Here is a 15747-nt window from a genome sequence, read left to right on the forward strand (position 1 = left end):
GTGTTCGACATCCGCATCATCTGCGACCCGGCCGACGAACCGGAGATCACGCAGGCACTGACGGCCGCGTTCGACTGCGACCCCATCGAGCGCCGCCCGGCCCGCGACGGCTACCGCGTCCGCCTCTACACCAAGGCGTTCCACCCCGACCCGCTGACCCCGGACAACAGCACCAACGCCTAGCTACGCCAAGGACGGCCCCCGCATCTCGCCAAAGAACCGGGGCCGCCCTTGCCAACCAGAACCCAATCGAGGAACTGGAGACCTCCAGCATGACCCAAGACACCCGTTCCGCGCTGCTGTCCGCGGCGCTGGACGCAGCCGAACGCGGCTGGTACGTCTTCCCGTTACGGCCCGGCACCAAGCGGCCCGCCCTGCACGGCGAAAAGACCTGCACTCGCACCGGCCCGTGCGCGGCCGGGCATCGCAAGTGGGAGCAGCGCGCCACGACCGACCCCGACCGCATCCGGGCCGCCTGGTCGCAGGCCGCGTTCAACGTCGGCATCGCCACCGGCCCCTCCGGGCTGGTCGTGGTCGACCTGGACACCCCAGGGCACAAGGGCAATGCGGACGCGCCATGCGGCGCGACGACCTTTGGGGCGCTCTGCGAGCGCGCCGGGCACGCCGTCCCCGACTCCTACCGTGTGCGGACCGCGAGCGGCGGGACGCACCTGTACTTCACCGCACCGCCGGGCGTGCGGCTGCCCAACACCGCCGGGACCATCGCCGCATCGGTCGACACCCGCGCGTCGGGTGGCTACGTCGTCGCAGCGGGCAGCATTGTCCCCGCCGGGCGGTACGGGGCGCTGAATGATGCTGTGGCCGCTCCGCTCCCCGGATGGCTGCTCGGCATCCTCCGTCCGGCTCTCGTCCGTTCTGCGGGGCCGTTGCGGCTGCCCGCGGTGAGCGGGAGCCGGGCTGCTGTGGCTGCGCTGGATGCCGAATGCGCCTCCGTGGCCGCTGCCCCGGAGGGGCTGCGCAACAGCACGCTGAACCGCAGCGCCTTCAAGGTGGGCCGTTTCGTGGCATGGGGCGACCTCCCCCGGCAGGTGGCAGAGGACGCCTTCCAAGCGGCAGGCGAGGCGGCGGGACTCACCGCGGCCGAGTGCCGCACCACCATCCGCAGCGCCCTCAACAGCAGCGCACGCACCGCCCGACCGAGGGAGGCGGCATGACCACCGAACCCCGCCCCCGCTTGGAAGGCCAACCCCACCCGGCCACCGGCCCTCACGCCGCCGAACCGAGCAGCACCGGGCCCGTCGTGGGCGAACCGAAAGGCGCCGCCCGTAAGGGCGTCGTCACTGCCCTTCGCTCGAACCGGTCCCCCGCCGACGGAGCGCACCCGAGTGCCGACCCGACCCCGCAGCGGCCCGGCATCCGCATCTACGCACCGCCCGTCTACCGGCACCACCAGGACGGGGCGCGCTGGTCCACCCGGCACAGCGGCATTCCCACCGCCGCCTACGCCTGCCCCTGCGGACAGACCAGCACGGCCCGCGGACAGGACGCCGTGGCCGAGCTGGTCACCGAGTACACCGCCCATCACTCCGCCTGCACCCGAACCCCCGCCGCACTGGACTGGAGGAACGCCGCATGAGCCGCACGCCGATCGACGGGGCCGCACTGCTGGACGAGGTGGAAGCCTTCCACCGACGCTTCAACGTCTTCCCCACCGAGGCCGCGTTCGTCGCCGTCGCCCTGTGGGACGCACACGCCCACCTACTCGACTGCTTCGACTCCACCCCCCGCATCGCGTTCCTCTCCCCCGAACCGGGGTCCGGGAAATCCCGCGCGCTGGAGATCGTGGAAACCCTCGTGCCGCAGCCGATGGTGGCAGTGAACGCCTCCCCGGCCGCGCTATTCCGGGCCGTGTCCGGCACCGAGGGGCGGCCGACGATCCTCTTCGACGAGATCGACACCGTGTTCGGCCCCAAGGCCGGGGAGAACGAGGAACTGCGCGGCTTCCTGAACGCCGGACACCGGCGCTCGGGTGTCACCTACCGGTGCGTCGGGGACGGCTCGAACCAGAGCGTGCAGCCCTTCCCGTCCTACTGCGCGGTCGCGGTCGCCGGACTCGGCTCACTGCCGGACACGATCCTGACCCGCTCCGTCATCATCCGCATGCGGCGCCGGGCACCGAACGAGCGGGTGCAGCCGTACCGGCAGCGCATCCACGAGAAGGAAGGGCACGCCTTGCGGGACCGGCTCGCCCGCTGGGCCGACCAGGTGCGCGAGCCGCTGACCGGGGCGTGGCCGGAGATGCCGGAGGGTGTCACCGACCGGCCGGCCGACGTGTGGGAGCCGCTGCTCGCCGTCGCGGACGCCGCCGGGGGCGACTGGCCCGGCCGGGCCCGCGCCGCCTGCCTTGAGCTGGTCACCGCCGCCGCGCAGGACGACGAATCCTCGCTCGGTATCCGGCTGCTGACCGACCTGCGCGACACCGTGTTCTGCGGCATCGACCGCATGCCCACCGCCGCGATCATCGAGTGCCTGACCGCGATGGACGACGCCCCGTGGGTCGACATGGGCGGCAAGCCGCTCACCCCGCGCGGGCTCGGGCGCCTGCTCAGCGGCTACATGACGTCGGCCAACCGGCCCGTCAAGGCCCGGCCGATCCGCACCCCCGGCGGCACCGTCCCGCGCGGCTACTACGCCGAAGACCTGGCCGACGCCTGGGCCCGCTACTGCCCCCCACCCCCCGGAAACTCCGCTACATCCGCTACATCTGCTACAGCCCAGGTCAATGGGGGTGAATCCGTAGCAGAAGAACTCCCCAGCATCCGCTACACGACCGCCGAAACCGCTACGTCGGGCCCGGCCGCCGCCGCCCCGTAGCAGCAGCCATCTGCTACATCCCGCCCATCTGCTACACGAAACAGGCCCCTGACCTGCGGTGTAGCAGATGTAGCGGATGTAGCACTTCTGACCGGAGGGGGCAGGGGCGCCGTTCCCTGCCCCCGGCAAGGAGTCCATCGCATGGAATCGCCCGAAGTCGATGCGTTCGATGACCCCACGCTGGCCCTCCTCACCGTCGAAGAGGCTGCCCGGCGGCTCCGTATCGGCCGGACCCTTTGCTTCCGACTGGTCGGCTCCGGAGAGCTGGAGTCCGTCGCCGTCGGCCGCCTCCGCAGGGTTCCGCCCGCCGCACTGCACGACTACGTCACCCGGCTCCGTGAGGTCAATCGGCCAACCGCGGCTACCGCCTGAGAGGACGACCACGACCGTGGAAGAGAAGAACAAGCGCACCCGTCAGCCCAACGGACGATCCTCGATCTATCTCGGCAAGGATGGGAAGTGGCACGGCCGCGTGACGGTCGGCATCCGGGACGACGGTAAGCCGGACCGGCGCCACGTCGAGCGGAAGACCCGTGCCGAGGTCGCCGAAGCCGTTCGGGAACTGGAACGGCAGCGCGACGCCAGGACCGTACGCAAGCCGGGCAAGCCCTGGACGGTCAAGGCGTGGCTCACGCACTGGATCGAGAACATTGCTCCGCTCGGGGTGAACGAGAACACGATGGTGGGATACGGCGCGGCCGTTCGGAAGCACCTCATTCCGGGGCTCGGGGCCCATCGTCTCGACAGACTCAAGCCTGAGCACATCGAGACGTTCTACGCCGCGATGCAGGCCAAGGGCAGCAAGCCCGCGACCGCTCACCAGGCGCACCGGACCTTCCGGACCGCGCTGAACGAGGCGGTCCGGCGCGGGCACCTCGGGCAGAACCCCGTACGGCTCGCCAGGGCACCGCGCGTACGGGAGGAGGAGATCGAGCCGTACAGCGTCGAAGAGGTCCGTAGGCTGCTGCGCGCCGCCGACAAGCGCCGGAACTCAGCGCGATGGGCCATCGCGCTCTCGCTCGGTCTCCGCCAGGGCGAGGCGCTCGGTCTCAAGTGGACCGATGTCGACCTGGACAGAGGAGTGCTGATGGTTCGTCGCAGCCGTCGGCGCCCCCGCTACGCCCACGGGTGCGGTGACACCTGCCGCCGGAAGCCTGGCTACTGCCCGCAACGTCGGCGGACGAACCCCGAGACAGCCGACACCAAGTCCCGTGCGGGGCGGCGCGCGGTTGGCCTCCCCGCTCAACTTGTCGACCTGCTCAGGGTCCACCGCACCAAGCAGGAGGCCGAACGCGCGGCGGCCGGCGACGGTTGGGCCGACGAAGGATGGCTGTTCGCGACGCCGACCGGCAGGGGCACGTCACCCCGCACGGACTACGACGACTGGAAGGAGCTGCTCGAAGACGCGAAGGTGCGAGACGGCCGCCTGCACGACGCTCGCCACACCGCCGCCACGGTCCTGCTGATCCTCGGAGTCTCGGAGCGGGCCGTCATGGGGCTCATGGGGTGGTCCACCACGGCCATGGCCGCGCGATACCAGCACATGGTCGACTCTGTCCGAAACGACGTCGCCCGACAGGTCGACGGCCTCATCTGGAAGCCCATCGAAGGCGGGTCGACCGACGATGATGGCTCCGCTGGAACGCGAGTGCCAGCCACATGAGGGAAGGGGGCGGGCCGTCAGACCTGCCCCCGCTGCTTCAGGTGATCACGTGGCACTGGTCGACGAGCCGCGCAAACCCGCTGAATGTGGCCAACTGCTCAAGCGCCTCCTGCTCCGGCAGGTCACTCACTCCGTGTGCCGCAGGGTTTCGGAACGCGGAGTACGCCCCTTGTCCGAGCAGGAGCGCGCCACGCTGGCGGCTCTTTACGTCAGGGTCCCTGGGATCGCCCGGCATTCGGAGACGCGGCTTACCCGGCTCCGGAGCGTTAGCACTCAGCGCCTCCGCCACCAAAGCAGCGTCAGTGACGTCCCGACGGTCGAGTTTGTTCTGAAGATGATCACTGATCGAACTGGCAGCTGCATGCACTGCTGATCGGAAGTGCTTTGACTCCCAGAACGTACGGGCCGCATCCCACACCCAGGGGTGGAGCTGGTCGGCGCGCAGGGCAGGGGCGTCTGGCGTCAGACGGACTGCCCACTCGTCCATGTCAGCGAGCATTCCGAGAGCACGGCGCACTTGGTTTACAGCTACGTACTGTCCATGCCCGCTGTCGAGGTCAATGTCCTTCGTTAGCTCCGGGTCGAGGCAGCCAAGGATCTTCCTGATCGTGGGCTCGGCTTTGATCATCTCGGCACGAAGCGCCGGAAGCTCAGGATTAACCTGGCGTGGCCGATCGTCGACGGAGAGCACGTACGACCTAGGCGCCTTCGCCGCCAGGTACTTGGTCACAAGCGCATCGAACGCCTCTAGCCGTTGTCGCATCCAGTCACGATCCACACAAACAGAGTAGGGGTGGAAGTGTGGATCAACAGCCGATTTTCTGCTCAAGGTGACCAACTGAGACGGAAACTGAGACGGACGCGGAAGAGGCGCCCGGTTCGATGAACCGTGCGCCTCTTCTACCAGCGGTAGCGGTGGGATTTGAACCCACGGTGACTTGCGCCACACTCGCTTTCGAGGCGAGCTCCTTCGGCCGCTCGGACACGCTACCGAGGGAGACCTTACAGCACGGTGGGCAGTGGTCAGAAATCAGTATTCAGCGGTTCCGGAAGAACTCCGTGAGCAGCAGGGAGCACTCGTCGGCGAGGACACCCTCGATCACCTCGGGGCGGTGGTTCAGGCGCCGGTCGCGGACGACGTCCCACAGGGAGCCGACCGCGCCGGCCTTCTCGTCGCGGGCGCCGTAGACCACACGGTCCACCCGGGACTGCTGCACCGCGCCCCCGCACATCGTGCAGGGCTCCAGCGTCACCACCAGGGTGCAGCCGGTCAGCCGCCATGCGCCGAGCCGGGCCGCGCCCCGGCGCAGCGCGAGGACCTCGGCGTGCGCGGTGGGGTCGCCGGCGGCCTCCCGCTCGTTGTGGGCGGTGGCCAGCACGGTGGTGCCGTCCGGGCCGAGCAAAACGGCACCGACGGGAACGTCCCCGCCCCGGACGGCGCGTGCGGCCTCGTCCAGGGCGAGTCTCATCGCGGGCCGCCAGGGGTCCCGTACGGGGTCCGGCGGTCCTGGGGTGGTCGGCACGGTCAGCGGACGGTCTCCAGGACCTCCGAGGCGCCCAGCACCTCGGCGATCTCGTTGAGGGCGTCCGAGGACATCGAGCGCAGCTCCTTCTCGCTCACCCCGAGGTCCTCCAGGACCTGGGCGTCGCCGACCGGGCCGTGCGGTACCGCCTCGGCGGAGCCCGCGGCGGCGGGGCCGTCGGCGTCCTCGTCGTCGTCCGGTTCACCGTCCTCGGTGCCGTCGAGGTCGAGGGCGTCGAGGTCGGCGCCGTCGTCGCCGGGTTCCCGGCCGAGCAGCTCGTCGGTGAGCAGGATCTCGCCGTAGCTGCTGCGGGCGGCGGCAGCGGCGTCGGACACGTAGATGCGAGGGTCCTCCTCGCCGTCCACGCGGACGACACCGAACCAGCCGTCCTCCTGCTCGATCAGCACGAGCACCGTGTCCTCGTCCGGAGAGGCCTCCCGGGCCAGGTCGGCCAGATCGGACAGGGTCTCCACATCGTCGAGCTCCGTGTCGCTCGCTTCCCACCCGTCTTCGGTGCGCGCGAGCAGTGCGGCGAAGTACACCGTGACTCTCCCACTGGTCATAGGGCGTGCCGGTTGGGGGTCCCCCCGGCGGAGGTTGAGGGCGTGGAGTGCTCCGAGAGCCCCGCCCACTGGGAATCGTGGCAGAAACAAGGCCGTCAGGGGATGTCTTCGACTCCCTGTGTCCCGCAGTTTTGATCGGGTCTTGTCCGGGCGCCCGTGGAGTCACCGGCGCGCCGGTGAAGGCCACCGGCGGTCCGCCGCCACCGTGTGGGCCCTCAGGTCCGGATGGTACGCGGCCGGGTCGTCCCCGCGCGCGGGGCGCTTCGGCGGACGGGCGCGGTTCTTCCCGGTCCTCCCGGGCCGTCGCCCCTGTCCCGCGGGGGCGGCACCGGCCCGGCTACCAGCGGAACGTGCGCATGCGCATCGCGTGTCGCAGCCGGGCCGCCTTGGCGCGGCGCGGCTGGACCCGGTCGCGCAGGGCGCGCGCCTCGGCCAGTTCCCGCAGGAACCGGGCGCGTCGCCTGCGCCGCTCCGCCTCCGTCTCGGCGGCCCGCTCCGCGGCGGTGCGCGGGTCGGTGCGCGGCGCCGTGCCGTCGGCCCCGGCGCGGGCCGTGGGCCTCGACGGATCACGTCGGGCATCCTGCTCTGGCATCGTTCACCACCCCAGTCCGTCCCTCCCACCTTCCCCCGGACGGGCGGTTTGACGCCAGTGATCGGGTGGTGATGCCGCAGGTGGCTTGCCCTGCGGAGGGACACCGGGCCCTCCGCGCCCGGTTAGTGTGGGGGCATGCGTCTCCACGTCGTCGACCATCCGCTGGTCGCCCACAAGCTCACCACGCTGCGCGACCGGCGCACCGACTCCGCGACCTTCCGCCGTCTCGCCGACGAGCTGGTCACCCTGCTCGCCTACGAGGCCACGCGTGACGTGCGCACCGAGCAGGTCGACATCCAGACGCCGGTCGAGCGGACCACGGGCGTCAAGCTGTCCCACCCGCGCCCGCTGGTGGTGCCGATCCTGAGGGCCGGCCTGGGCATGCTGGACGGCATGGTCCGGCTGCTGCCGACCGCGGAGGTCGGCTTCCTCGGCATGATCCGCAACGAGGAGACGCTCCAGGCGTCCACGTACGCCACCCGGATGCCGGAGGACCTCTCCGGCCGTCAGGTGTACGTGCTGGACCCGATGCTGGCGACCGGCGGCACGCTGGTGGCGGCGATCCGGGAACTGATCGGGCGGGGCGCCGACGACGTGACCGCCGTGGTGCTGCTGGCCGCGCCGGAGGGCGTGGAGGTCATGGAGCGCGAGCTGGCCGGCACGCCGGTGACGGTGGTGACCGCCTCGGTCGACGAGCGGCTCAACGAGCACGGCTACATCGTGCCGGGCCTCGGGGACGCGGGCGACCGCATGTACGGGGCGGCCGAGTAGCCGTCCGTCATCCGGCGCACGCCGGGGGGCAGCACTTCTGTCCGGTGCCCGCCGGGGTCAGCACTTCTTCCCGGTGGGGGCCGGCTCGGGCTTGTTCAGCGCGGTCAGGGCCCGGTCGGCGGCCGCACGCTCCGTCAGCCGGGTGAAGCCGTCGCCGATGATGAGGTCCACCTCGGTGCCCTTGCGGGCCGCGTCCGTGCGGGGCTGGGCACCGGCGAGCTGCGTGCCGAGCACCGGCAGCGAGGTGTTGAGGGCGGCGGCGGGGCCGAGCAGCACACCGGTGCCCTTGACCTTCTTGTCGTACTCCTTGGTCGCGTTGCCGACCTCGCCGATCTTGAAGCCGCGCTTCTTCAGCTCGTCGGCGGTCTTCTTCGCCAGCCCGCTGCGGGTGGTGGCGTTGAGGACGTTGACCGTGATCCCGCTCGGCGCGGGGAGCGCCCTGGGGCTCGGTGAGGGGCTCGCCTTAGCGGCGCACGCCGCCTTGGTGCCGACTGCGGAGGCGGGGTTGCCGCCGCCGGTGAAGACGTCGATGAGCTGCAGGGTGCCCCAGCCCGCCACCCCGAGGACGGCGACGGAGGCGGTGCCCAGGACGACGAGCCTGCCGCGGCGCCGGGGCCTGCGCATCCGCGGGTACTTGTCACCCCTGATCCGGTACTGGCCGCCCATGCCCGGAGGAGTCAGCATGCTCATGGGCGCAGCGTAGTGCGCTCCGGCGGCAATGCCTACCAGATGATCATCCGACTGCGGGCATGAGCATGCGAAAGAACCCGAAAGGGCCAAACCGCTTTCGGGGTGGTGGGGTGCGAGGTGTTCCGGCCGGCTCGAGGACGGTCAGTCCAGCTCGAGGACGCGGGCGTGCAGGACCTGGCGCTGCTGCAGTGCCGCGCGGACGGCGCGGTGCAGGCCGTCCTCCAGGTACAGGTCGCCCTGCCACTTCACGACGTGCGCGAAGAGGTCGCCGTAGAACGTCGAGTCCTCGGCGAGCAGGGTCTCGAGGTCGAGTTGCTGCTTGGTCGTCACGAGCTGATCGAGGCGGACCGGGCGCGGCGCCACGTCCGCCCACTGCCGGGTGCTTTCCCGGCCGTGGTCGGGGTACGGCCGGCCGTTTCCGATGCGCTTGAAGATCACACGGAAAGCCTACCGGTCAAGAGCTTCCCGGCGCAGCCATGGCGCCCCAGTGCCACGCTGGAAATGACATCCGAAAGCAGGGCGTACCGGAAGAGAGGTCCGTTATGGGTGAGCGTGAGACGGCGCGGCCGGCCGTCACCCCCGAGGCCCCCGGCAGCGCCCCCGCCCTGCCCGGGCCGGCGCTGCGGATCGCCGCCGGTTACGCCTTCACCGGCCCCGCGCTCGACCTGGGCGCCCTGCTGTGGGACGGCCGGTGCCACGCCGACGCCGGGATCAGGGTGCCCCTGTCGATGCTCAGCCGGCACGGCCTGGTCGCGGGCGCCACGGGCACCGGCAAGACCAAGACGCTTCAGCTGATCACCGAACAGCTCTCCGCGCAGGGCGTGCCGGTGTTCCTCGCCGACATGAAGGGCGACCTGTCCGGGATCTGCGCGCCCGGCGAGCCCGGCCCGCGGATCGAGGAGCGCGCCCGTGACGTGCACCAGGAGTGGACGGCGACGGGTTTCCCGGCCGAGTTCTACGCCCTCGGGGGCATCGGGCACGGCATCCCGCTGCGGGCGACGATCACCAGCTTCGGCCCGCTGCTGCTGGCGAAGGTGCTGGAGCTCAACCCGACGCAGGAGCAGTCGCTCGGGCTGATCTTCCACTACGCCGACTCCAAAGGGCTGGAGCTCGTCGACCTCAAGGACCTGAGGGCCGTGGTGACGTTCCTGACCTCGGACGAGGGCAAGCAGGAGCTGAAGTCCATCGGCGGGCTGTCCACGGCCACCGCCGGGGTGATCCTGCGGTCGCTCACCGCCTTCGAGGCGCAGGGGGCCGGCGACTTCTTCGGGGAGCCGGAGTTCGACACGGCCGCGTTCCTGCGCACCGCCGAGGACGGGCGCGGTGTCGTCTCCGTGCTGGAGCTGCCCGCCGTGCAGGAGCGGCCGCGGCTGTTCTCGACGTTCCTGATGTGGCTGCTGGCCGACCTCTTCCACGACCTGCCGGAGGCCGGCGACATCGACCGGCCCAAGCTGGTCTTCTTCCTCGACGAGGCGCACCTGCTGTTCGACGACGCCTCCGAGGCGTTCCTGGACGCCCTCACCCGCACCGTCCGCCTGATCCGCTCGAAGGGCGTCGGCGTGTTCTTCGTGACGCAGACCCCGAAGGACGTGCCCGGTGACGTCCTGGCCCAGCTCGGCAACCGCGTCCAGCACGCCCTGCGGGCCTTCACCCCGGACGACCAGAAGGCCCTCAGGGCGACGGTGCGCACCTTCCCCGACTCCGCCTACGACCTGGAGGAGCTGCTCACCGGCCTCGGCACCGGGGAGGCCGTGGTGACCGTGCTCAGCGAGAAGGGCGCCCCGACGCCGGTCGCGGCCACGCGGCTGCGGGCGCCGGAGTCCCGGATGGGCCCGGTCGAGGAGGCGGAGCTGGAGCGCCGGGTCCGGGCCTCGGCGCTGCACGCACGTTATGCACAGGCTGTGGACCGCGAGTCGGCGTACGAACGCCTCGCCGAACGCCCCACGGGGGCCAAGGGGCCCGACGAGATGCGGGCGGCGGGGGAGGACACGCGGGAGCGGTCGTCCGCGAAGACCCGGGCGGCGGGGGAGGGCGGGAGGCCGGACGGAGGCGGGTCCCGCCGGTCCCGCGCGGAGGAGGAGAGGCCGTCGGTGGTGGAGCAGGTCACCGGCAGTGGGGTGTTCCGGTCCCTGGCGCGGTCCATGGGCACCCAGATCGGGCGGGAGATCAGCCGCTCGCTCTTCGGCACGGCCCGCCGGCGGAGGCGGTGACGGCGCCCGCACCGCCCCGGCGCCTCCCCGGCGGCTACGCGCCGCTGCCCCCGGCGGACTTCGGCGGCTTCGCGGCCTTGGCCGCCTTGGCGGCGGCCTTCATCTCCTGCTTGTGCGCCCGGACCTTGGCCAGCGACTCGGGGCCGGTGATGTCGGCGACCGAGCGGAAGGACTTCTCCTCGCCGTAGGAGCCCGCGGCCTCCCGCCAGCCGGCCGGGCGCACCCCGAGCTGCTTGCCCAGCAGGGCGAGGAAGATCTGGGCCTTCTGCTTGCCGAACCCGGGCAGTTCCTGCAGCCGCTTCAGCAGCTCCGCTCCCGTGTCGACACCGCGCCAGACGGCCTCGGCGTCACCGTCGTAGTGCTCGACCAGGTACTGGCACAGCTGCTGGATGCGGCCCGCCATGGACCCCGGGTAGCGGTGCACGGCCGGCTTCTCGGAGAGCAGGGCGGCGAACGCCTCGGGGTCGTGGGCGGCGATCTCGTGTGCGTCCAGGTCCTTTGACCCGAGCCGCCGGGCGATCGTCGCCGGGCCCTTGAACGCCCACTCCATCGGGACCTGCTGGTCGAGCAGCATCCCGGTCAGCGCGGCGAGCGGGCTGCGGCCGAGCAGCGCGTCGGCCTCGGGGTCCTGGGCGAGGTGCAGTGTGACGTCCATGCCCCGATGATCGCGCGTCCCGGCCCGGCTCGCGCGCCGGTGGCGTACGGGCCGGTGGCGTCCGGGCCGGGCGCGGGGGCGCGGCATGGACCGGGGCGCGTGCGGGTGCGGTGCGTGCGGGTGCGGTGCGTGTCCGGCGGGGAGGGCGCGGGCGGGGTCGCCGTCAGGCGGGTGGGCGTGCGGTGCACGGACCGGGGCGCGCGGATGCGGCGCTGGTCGGGCGGGGAGGTCGTGGACGGTTGCCGTCCTCACGCGGGTGGGCGTGTGCGGCGGGTCCGCCCGGGGCGCGGCGCGCGTGTGCGACGGCCCCGGCCTGCCGCCGTGGGTTCGCGGTGGCAGGGCGTGCACCGCCCGCCGTCGTGGGTTCGCGGTGGCAGGGCGTGCGCCGACCGCCGTCGTGGGTTCGCGGTGGCAGGGCGTGCGCCGACCGCCGTCGTGGGTTCGCGGTGGCAGGGCGTGCGCCGCCCGCCGCCGTGCGCCTCCGGTTGCAGGCGTGCGCCGGGCGGGCCGCCGGCTCCTCCCGCCCCGTGTCAGGTGGCGCGCCAGTACCCCAGGGCCTGCACCCGCTGCTTGGGCACCCCCAGTTCCTTGCGGGCGAAGGCGGTCAGCGCCCGGGTGGTCGCCGTGTCGCAGGCGATCCACAGGTACGGGTCGGGTGTGGCCCGCAGCAGTTCCGGCAGTTCCGCCCTGACCCGCTCGACCAGGTGGGCGCCCGCGTCGCGGCGCGGGACCTCCCGTACCTCGTGCCGCTCCGGGTCGGCCGCCCAGGGCAGACCGTCCCGGCTGCCCTCGAACCAGATGGTGGCCGGTGCCGAACCCAGGGCGCCCAGCAGGGAGTTGATGGCCGGCAGCGAGGCCGGGTCGCCGACCGCGAGGACGTGCGAGGGGGCGGGCGCGGGATGCTCGAACCCGGTGCCCTGGAGGGTCGCCTCGATGGTGTCGCCGGGCTTCGCCGCCCGCGCCCAGTCGCTGGCGCACCCCTCGTGCAGCGCGAACTCCAGGGCGAGGGTGCCCGCCTCGGGGTCGGGATCGACCAGGGTGTACGCCCGCTGGTGCGGCTTGCCCGCGTTGTCGAACCACAGCCGCGCCCACATCGTCGGGTGCACACCGGCCGCGGCCAGCATCCCGCCGTCGGTGAACCGCAGCCGCCGGTAGTCGTCGGTGACGTCCTCCGCACCCGTCACGGTGAACGTGAAGTCCTTCGCGCGCAGCAGTTTGAGGACCGCGCCCTCCCAACCCCGCCCCTGCCCCATCCGGACCTCACCCTTCGCGTACGATCCCCGTCACGGTTTACTTAGGGGAGCCTAACCTAAAGGGAATGAGGGGCACAGTGGCCGGCGAGATCTTTCGAGACGCCTGGGGCATCCCGCACCTGCGCGCCGACGGCGTGCGGCAACTCGCCCGTCTGCAGGGCCGCGTGACCGCCCGCGACCGGGCCTGGCAACTGGAGGTCGAACGGCACCGGGCCCAGGGCACCTCGGCGTCCTTCCTCGGCCCGGAGGCGCTGCCCTGGGACCGGCTGGCCCGCAGGGCCCGGCTGGCCGACACGGCCCGGCGCTGCTTCACCGCCCTGGAACGGCAGGACCCGGAGACGGCGGACTGGGTGCGCGCCTACGTGGACGGCGTCAACGAGGGCCTGGCCGCCCCGGGGGGCACCGGACGGGACGGCGCCGCCCCCGAGTTCGCCCGGGTGGGACTCGTCCCCGGCCGCTGGGAGCCGTGGACCCCGCTCGGCATCTGGCTCGCCACCCACATCCTGTTCGCCGGTTTCCCCGCCAAGCTGTGGCGCGCGCACGTCGCCGAACACCTCGGCCCGGACGCCGTCGGCCTGTTCGCCGCCGACGGCCCCGGCACCTCCGGCAGCAACGGCTGGCTCGTCTCCGGGGACCGCACCGTCACCGGGCAGGCGGTCATCGCCGGCGACCCGCACCGCTTCATCGAGGACCCCGGCGTCTACCAGCAGATCCACCTGTCCTGCCCGGAGTTCGACGTCGTCGGCCTCGCCGTGCCCGGCGTCCCCGGCATCGCCCACTTCGGCCACACCGGCACCGTCGCCTGGGCCATCACCAACGCCATGGCCGACTACCAGGACCTCTACCGCGAACGGCTGCGGCGCACCGGCGCGGGCGTCGAGGCGCTCGGCCCGGACGGGGCCTGGCACCGGGCGGCCCGGCACACCGAGTCCGTCGAGGTGGCGGGCGGGGAACCGGTGACCGTCGAGGTGATCGAGACCGACCGCGGCCCGGTCGTCATCGGCGGCCCCGAGGGCCTGGAGGACGGCGGCACCGCCTCCGGCACGCCCCCGGTCGCCCTCGCCCTGCGCCACCCGCCCCGGGTCACCGGTGACCTGGGCTTCTCCGCCCTGCTGCCCCTGCTGCGGGCCCGCAGGGTCGCCGATGTGGACCGGGCCGCCGACCGGTGGGCCGAGCCGGTCAACGTGCTGCAGGCCGCCGACACCGAGGGCGGCACCCTGCACCGGGTGGCCGGCCGGGTCCCGGTGCGGGCCGCGGCCAACCGGCTCGGGCCGGTGCCCGCCTGGGAGCCCGGGTACGCGTGGCAGGGGTGGCACGAGCCGCCACGTGCCGGACTCACCGACGGCGTCGCCGTGATGGCCAACCAGCGCGGCCCGTCCGCCCCGCTCGGCGTCGAGTTCGCCCCGCCGCACCGCGCCGACCGCATCACCGCCCTGCTGGCCGGACGGCGGCAGTGGTCGGCCGACGGCATGCCCGCGATCCACATGGACACCCACCTCGCCTCCGCCGCCCCCGTCCTGGACCTCCTCGCCACGCTCCCCGGTGACGGCGACGGTGACGGCTCCGGGGAGCCGCTCGGCGCCCCGGCCGCCGCCCTGCGCGACCGGCTCCTGCGCTGGGACCGCCGCATGGACGCCGACAGCGCCGACGCGGCGGCCTTCGCCGCCGTGCGGGGCGCACTCGTCCGGCGGCTCGCGGCGGAGCCCGCCCTCGCCCCGCTGACCACGCCGCCCGCCTACCCGGAGGTGTTCCTGCCCTGGCTCGCCCTGGTGCCGCGCGTCGGTCACGCCCTGGAACATCTCCTCACCACCGACGACCTGTTCGGCATCGACCGCCCGGCCGCCGCCCGCGCCGCACTGGAGGAGGTGGCCGCCCGGCCGCCCGCCGGCACCTGGGGCGACACCCACCGCCTCGCCCCCTGGCGGGCGCTGCCGCCCGAGCAGCCCGCGGACGAGCCCGGACTGTCCGGCGACCACGACTGCGTCCTGTGCACCTCCCCGGTGCCCGGCCTCACCGACCTCGCCGCGCGCGGGCCGGCCGCCCGCTACGTCTGGGACCTGGCCCGCCGCGAGGACAGCCGCTGGGTGGTGCCGCTCGGCGCGTCCGGCGTCCCCGGCTCACCCCACCACCGCGACCAGCAGCCCCTCTGGGCCGCCGGAGACCTCGTCCCGGTCGTCACCGACTGGGCCCGGATGCACAAGGAGACCGATGTCTGACCCCTACGCCGCCCGCCCGGCCGTCCACGAACAGGCCGTCGAGGGCTTCGGCCCGGTCCGGGTCCTGCCGCTGGACCCGGCCGCCGACGCGCCGCTGCTGCACCGCTGGGTGAGCGGGGAACGCGCCTCCTTCTGGGGCATGAACGGCCTCACCGAGGACCAGATCGCCGGGATCTACGCCCACATGGACACCCTCGACACCCACCACGCGTACCTCGTCCTCAAGGACGGCGTCCCGGCCGCCCTGCTCCAGACCTACGAACCCGGCGCCGACCGGGTCGGCGAGTGCTACCCCGTCGCACCCGGCGACATCGGCGTCCACCTGCTGCTCGCCCCCGCCGAAGGCCCGGGCACCCCCGGCTGGACCGCCGCCCTGCTCACCGCCGTCGCCGGGTACGTGCTGGAGGGGCTCGGCCGCACCCGCGTGGTGGTCGACCCGGACGTGGCCAACACGAAGGCGATCGCCCGTTTCCGCAGGCAGGGGTTCGTGCAGGGACCGACGGTCGTCCTCCCGGAGATCGACCTGCCCGACGTGTACCTGCCGGAGAAGAAGGCCCAACTGGCCTTCCTCACGCGCGAGGCGGCGGCCGGCCGGTGACCCCGGCGGCCTCCCTCCTTCGTCCCGGGGCCGGCCCTGCACCGGCGGCGGTGCGGCGCCCGGTGAGCAGACCGGGCCCGCCATCCGTACCTACTCCGGAGCCGGAAGGCCGGGAGGCGGTACGACGTGGAGCGACGGCGCAGTGAGTCGGTGGGCGACGGGAGGAACCGGACCGTTC

Annotated in this window: 18 protein-coding genes and 1 tRNA gene; 10 read left to right on the top strand and 9 right to left on the bottom strand. The window is 72.9% G+C overall.

Features of this window, described 5'->3' with window-relative positions:
• The 6 genes from ACIRPP_RS18695 to ACIRPP_RS18720 all read left to right on the top strand — a co-directional run bounded on the left by ACIRPP_RS18695 (position 1) and on the right by ACIRPP_RS18720 (position 4498).
• Positions 1-183 carry a hypothetical protein gene (locus tag ACIRPP_RS18695; protein WP_403638108.1) on the top strand — a complete coding sequence of 61 codons (183 nt, stop codon included), beginning with the start codon at positions 1-3 and terminating at the stop codon, positions 181-183.
• An 89-nt stretch (positions 184-272) separates the two neighbouring features.
• Positions 273-1175: a bifunctional DNA primase/polymerase gene (locus ACIRPP_RS18700; RefSeq protein ID WP_403643765.1), complete on the top strand. Its 903-nt coding sequence runs from the start codon at positions 273-275 to the stop codon at positions 1173-1175.
• Positions 1172-1597, top strand: coding sequence for a hypothetical protein (locus ACIRPP_RS18705; protein ID WP_403643768.1), 426 nt, complete (start codon positions 1172-1174; stop codon positions 1595-1597). Before ACIRPP_RS18700 ends, ACIRPP_RS18705 begins: the two co-directional genes overlap by 4 nt.
• Entirely contained in the window at positions 1594-2835 is a 1242-nt protein-coding gene (locus ACIRPP_RS18710; protein ID WP_403643771.1) for a DUF3631 domain-containing protein, read from the top strand. The genes ACIRPP_RS18705 and ACIRPP_RS18710 overlap by 4 nt, the downstream gene beginning before the upstream one ends.
• Positions 2836-2976: 141 nt before the next feature.
• Positions 2977-3207 (top strand): excisionase family DNA-binding protein, encoded by a 231-nt coding sequence (locus ACIRPP_RS18715; RefSeq protein WP_403643774.1) that lies wholly within the window; start codon positions 2977-2979, stop codon positions 3205-3207.
• Positions 3208-3223: 16 nt separating this feature from the next.
• Positions 3224-4498 carry a tyrosine-type recombinase/integrase gene (locus tag ACIRPP_RS18720; protein WP_403643777.1) on the top strand — a complete coding sequence of 425 codons (1275 nt, stop codon included), beginning with the start codon at positions 3224-3226 and terminating at the stop codon, positions 4496-4498.
• 37 nt (positions 4499-4535) lie between these two features.
• Here ACIRPP_RS18720 and ACIRPP_RS18725 read toward each other — a convergent pair whose 3' ends face one another.
• From ACIRPP_RS18725 to ACIRPP_RS18745, 5 genes are all read right to left on the bottom strand, one after another.
• Positions 4536-5276, bottom strand: a complete 741-nt coding sequence (locus ACIRPP_RS18725) for a TIGR02391 family protein (RefSeq protein WP_403643780.1) — start codon at positions 5274-5276, stop codon at positions 4536-4538.
• A gap of 129 nt (positions 5277-5405) precedes the next feature.
• Positions 5406-5490, bottom strand: a tRNA-Ser gene (locus ACIRPP_RS18730).
• 45 nt (positions 5491-5535) lie between these two features.
• Complete coding sequence (tadA, locus tag ACIRPP_RS18735; RefSeq protein ID WP_403643978.1) at positions 5536-5967, bottom strand: tRNA adenosine(34) deaminase TadA; 432 nt, start codon at positions 5965-5967, stop codon at positions 5536-5538.
• Positions 5968-6023: 56 nt separating this feature from the next.
• Entirely contained in the window at positions 6024-6563 is a 540-nt protein-coding gene (locus ACIRPP_RS18740; protein ID WP_192231548.1) for a hypothetical protein, read from the bottom strand.
• Positions 6564-6921: 358 nt separating this feature from the next.
• Positions 6922-7176: a hypothetical protein gene (locus tag ACIRPP_RS18745; protein WP_403643782.1), complete on the bottom strand. Its 255-nt coding sequence runs from the start codon at positions 7174-7176 to the stop codon at positions 6922-6924.
• 135 nt (positions 7177-7311) lie between these two features.
• Here ACIRPP_RS18745 and upp point away from each other — a divergent pair, with 135 nt between their 5' ends.
• Positions 7312-7947 carry a uracil phosphoribosyltransferase gene (gene upp / locus ACIRPP_RS18750; protein ID WP_403643786.1) on the top strand — a complete coding sequence of 212 codons (636 nt, stop codon included), beginning with the start codon at positions 7312-7314 and terminating at the stop codon, positions 7945-7947.
• Between the two features lie 57 nt (positions 7948-8004).
• Here the strand turns inward: upp and ACIRPP_RS18755 are convergent, their stop codons facing one another.
• Together ACIRPP_RS18755 and ACIRPP_RS18760 are read right to left on the bottom strand one after the other, a co-directional pair.
• Positions 8005-8613 carry a LytR C-terminal domain-containing protein gene (locus ACIRPP_RS18755; RefSeq protein WP_403643981.1) on the bottom strand — a complete coding sequence of 203 codons (609 nt, stop codon included), beginning with the start codon at positions 8611-8613 and terminating at the stop codon, positions 8005-8007.
• 165 nt (positions 8614-8778) lie between these two features.
• A complete protein-coding gene (locus tag ACIRPP_RS18760; RefSeq protein ID WP_004943146.1) occupies positions 8779-9075 on the bottom strand; it encodes a type II toxin-antitoxin system VapB family antitoxin in 297 nt (98 codons plus the stop codon).
• 104 nt (positions 9076-9179) lie between these two features.
• On the opposite strand from ACIRPP_RS18760, the gene ACIRPP_RS18765 reads away from it, so the two are divergent.
• Complete coding sequence (locus ACIRPP_RS18765; protein WP_403643789.1) at positions 9180-10847, top strand: helicase HerA-like domain-containing protein; 1668 nt, start codon at positions 9180-9182, stop codon at positions 10845-10847.
• Between the two features lie 34 nt (positions 10848-10881).
• Here ACIRPP_RS18765 and ACIRPP_RS18770 read toward each other — a convergent pair whose 3' ends face one another.
• Positions 10882-11502 (bottom strand): HhH-GPD-type base excision DNA repair protein, encoded by a 621-nt coding sequence (locus ACIRPP_RS18770; protein ID WP_403643792.1) that lies wholly within the window; start codon positions 11500-11502, stop codon positions 10882-10884.
• Positions 11503-12032: 530 nt separating this feature from the next.
• Positions 12033-12755: a siderophore-interacting protein gene (locus tag ACIRPP_RS18775; protein WP_403643795.1), complete on the bottom strand. Its 723-nt coding sequence runs from the start codon at positions 12753-12755 to the stop codon at positions 12033-12035.
• Between the two features lie 77 nt (positions 12756-12832).
• On the opposite strand from ACIRPP_RS18775, the gene ACIRPP_RS18780 reads away from it, so the two are divergent.
• Both ACIRPP_RS18780 and ACIRPP_RS18785 read left to right on the top strand, forming a co-directional pair.
• Positions 12833-14971 carry a penicillin acylase family protein gene (locus ACIRPP_RS18780; RefSeq protein WP_403643984.1) on the top strand — a complete coding sequence of 713 codons (2139 nt, stop codon included), beginning with the start codon at positions 12833-12835 and terminating at the stop codon, positions 14969-14971.
• The gene (locus tag ACIRPP_RS18785; protein WP_403643798.1) at positions 14964-15569 is read left to right on the top strand and encodes a GNAT family N-acetyltransferase; all 606 of its coding nucleotides are present in this window, start codon (positions 14964-14966) and stop codon (positions 15567-15569) included. The genes ACIRPP_RS18780 and ACIRPP_RS18785 overlap by 8 nt, the downstream gene beginning before the upstream one ends.
• The last annotated feature ends 178 nt before the right edge of the window (positions 15570-15747 follow it).

This window comes from Streptomyces sp. NPDC101219 (assembly GCF_044767675.1).
Lineage (GTDB): Bacteria > Actinomycetota > Actinomycetes > Streptomycetales > Streptomycetaceae > Streptomyces.

Excerpts from the sequence above, each read along its gene's own strand:
- ACIRPP_RS18775 (WP_403643795.1), bottom strand. The coding sequence starts at position 12,755 with ATGGGGCAGGGGCGGGGTTGGGAGGGCGCGGTCCTCAAACTGCTGCGC.
- ACIRPP_RS18715 (WP_403643774.1), top strand. The coding sequence starts at position 2,977 with ATGGAATCGCCCGAAGTCGATGCGTTCGATGACCCCACGCTGGCCCTC.
- ACIRPP_RS18755 (WP_403643981.1), bottom strand. The coding sequence starts at position 8,613 with ATGGGCGGCCAGTACCGGATCAGGGGTGACAAGTACCCGCGGATGCGC.
- ACIRPP_RS18710 (WP_403643771.1), top strand. The coding sequence starts at position 1,594 with ATGAGCCGCACGCCGATCGACGGGGCCGCACTGCTGGACGAGGTGGAA.
- ACIRPP_RS18785 (WP_403643798.1), top strand. The coding sequence starts at position 14,964 with ATGTCTGACCCCTACGCCGCCCGCCCGGCCGTCCACGAACAGGCCGTC.
- upp (WP_403643786.1), top strand. The coding sequence starts at position 7,312 with ATGCGTCTCCACGTCGTCGACCATCCGCTGGTCGCCCACAAGCTCACC.
- ACIRPP_RS18700 (WP_403643765.1), top strand. The coding sequence starts at position 273 with ATGACCCAAGACACCCGTTCCGCGCTGCTGTCCGCGGCGCTGGACGCA.
- ACIRPP_RS18765 (WP_403643789.1), top strand. The coding sequence starts at position 9,180 with ATGGGTGAGCGTGAGACGGCGCGGCCGGCCGTCACCCCCGAGGCCCCC.
- ACIRPP_RS18705 (WP_403643768.1), top strand. The coding sequence starts at position 1,172 with ATGACCACCGAACCCCGCCCCCGCTTGGAAGGCCAACCCCACCCGGCC.
- ACIRPP_RS18770 (WP_403643792.1), bottom strand. The coding sequence starts at position 11,502 with ATGGACGTCACACTGCACCTCGCCCAGGACCCCGAGGCCGACGCGCTG.
- ACIRPP_RS18745 (WP_403643782.1), bottom strand. The coding sequence starts at position 7,176 with ATGCCAGAGCAGGATGCCCGACGTGATCCGTCGAGGCCCACGGCCCGC.
- tadA (WP_403643978.1), bottom strand. The coding sequence starts at position 5,967 with ATGAGACTCGCCCTGGACGAGGCCGCACGCGCCGTCCGGGGCGGGGAC.